General features: G+C 54.9%; 2 protein-coding genes. Both read left to right on the top strand.

Features of this window, described 5'->3' with window-relative positions; translation table 11 throughout:
* The first annotated feature begins 258 nt into the window (after positions 1-258).
* A complete protein-coding gene (gene hemB, locus FBQ85_29590; GenBank protein MDL1879283.1) occupies positions 259-1,242 on the top strand; it encodes a porphobilinogen synthase in 984 nt (327 codons plus the stop codon).
* A 137-nt stretch (positions 1,243-1,379) separates the two neighbouring features.
* On the top strand, positions 1,380-2,113 hold a 734-nt coding region (locus FBQ85_29585; GenBank protein ID MDL1879282.1), incomplete at its 3' end, for an aminotransferase class III-fold pyridoxal phosphate-dependent enzyme.

Here is a 2,113-nt window from a genome sequence, read left to right as displayed (position 1 = left end):
GTTGGCATTCGCGTGAATGTCCCGGCGAACGACAAGCGAATAGGTTGGCAAAGAAGCAGTAACGGAATTCTAACGGCTTTTCGTCCACTGAAAAGAAATCCCACTAAAAAGCCTTTGCTTTTTCTTCTGTGAGAGTTCTAATTTTGTGGGCGAGGCTTTTAAAGTTTCTTGAAAAGTTTTATTCCAAACGCCGGAATCAACTTGTTTGAAAACGGGTATAAGCAATAATCCATTCAAAACAGCCCGGGAGAAATAAAATTGCACACTCCGCTTATTCGTCCGCGGCGCTTGCGCCGGACGCCGGCCATTCGCAGCATGGTGCGGGAAACCACCTTGCAGCCCGCAGACTTTATCTATCCGCTTTTTATCCGGCACGGCCAGGGCGTGCGCGCGCCCATCGCCAGCCTGCCTGGACAGTTTCAACTTTCCATTGACGAAGCGCTCAAAGATGTCAAACGCGCGCATGGTCTCAGCATCCCCGGCGTGATCCTGTTCGGCATTCCCGCACAAAAAGACGCCACCGGCTCTGAATCCTATCACCCCGAAGGCATTATTCAAAAAGCCATTCGCGTATTCAAAGACGCGGTTCCGGAGATGACGGTCATTGCCGACGTATGCTTTTGCGAGTACACCGATCACGGCCATTGCGGCGTGATCGAAAACGGCGCGGTGGACAACGACAAGACGCTCGCGCTGTTGGCCAAACAAGTTTTGGCGCAAGCGCAGGCAGGCGTTGACATGGTTGCGCCTTCGGGCATGATGGATGGCATGGTCGGCGCGATTCGCGAGGCTTTGGATGCGAACGGATTCACGCATATTCCCATCATGAGTTATTCCGCCAAATATGCCTCGGGTTTTTATGGCCCGTTTCGCGAAGCGGCGGAATCGGCGCCCAAATTCGGCGACCGGCGCACGCATCAAATGGATCCTGCCAACGTGCGCGAGGCTTTGCGTGAATGCGAGCTGGATGTTGCGGAAGGCGCCGACATGCTGATGGTCAAGCCTGCGCTGGCGTTTCTCGATGTGATTCGCGCGGTCAAAGAAAAGTTCGATCTGCCGTTGGCGGCTTACAACGTGAGCGGCGAGTACGCCATGGTCAAAGCCGCAGCGCAAAACGGCTGGATCGATGAGCAGCGCGTGACGCTGGAAATTCTAACCTCCATCAAACGCGCCGGCGCTGATATGATTCTAACATACCACGCGCTCGAAGCCGCCGAGTGGCTGAACGGGAGCGACGATTAAAAAACTTTCCCAATTTCCAACCGCGAATAGACGCGAATGATCGCGAATTAAAAAGCATTAGCGGCCATTCGCGTTGATTAGCGGTTTAAAGAAAATGAGTAGGTAATTTAAATGACGAACCTTAACAAGAGAATAACATGTCTTCAATAAATATCAAATCCGTGGATTGGTTTGGCCGGGCGCAAAGCTTTTTTCCGGGCGGCGTTAACTCGCCGGTGCGCGCATTTAAAGCGGTAGGCGGAGTGCCGCCAGTGCTGGCAAAAGGCGAAGGGTCTTATGTGTATGACATCGATGGCAATCGCTATTTGGATTTTGTCGGCTCCTGGGGCCCTTTGATTGCCGGACATGCGCATCCGGAAGTGGTCGAGGCCGCGATCAAAGCCATCCGCAGCGGCTCTTCGTTTGGCGCGCCCACGCCGGCAGAGCTGGAGTTGGCGGAATTGATCAAGAAAGCACTGCCTGCGATGGAGCTGCTGCGCTTCGTCAGCTCGGGCACGGAAGCCACGATGAGCGCATTGCGACTGGCGCGCGGGTTTACCGGACGAGAAAAAATCATCAAATTCGCCGGATGTTATCACGGCCACGCTGATTTATTGCTGGCCCAAGCCGGCTCCGGCGTGGCAACACTCGGCTTGCCGGACAGCCCGGGAGTGCCTCGCGCCGTGACGCAAGATACGATCGTGTTGCCGTATAATGATCTCCCAGCCGTGGAGCAGGTTTTTGCCCGCCAGGGCCGCGAGATTGCCGCGATCATCGTCGAGCCGATTGCAGGAAACATGGGCATGGTGATGCCGCAAGCAGGATTTCTCGCAGGCTTGAGGCGATTGACGGCGCAGGCTGAGGCCGTGCTGATTTTCGATGAAGTGATGAC

The organism is Cytophagia bacterium CHB2, from assembly GCA_030263535.1.
GTDB lineage: Bacteria > Zhuqueibacterota > Zhuqueibacteria > Zhuqueibacterales > Zhuqueibacteraceae > Coneutiohabitans.
This window is presented reverse-complemented; position numbering and strand designations above follow the sequence as displayed.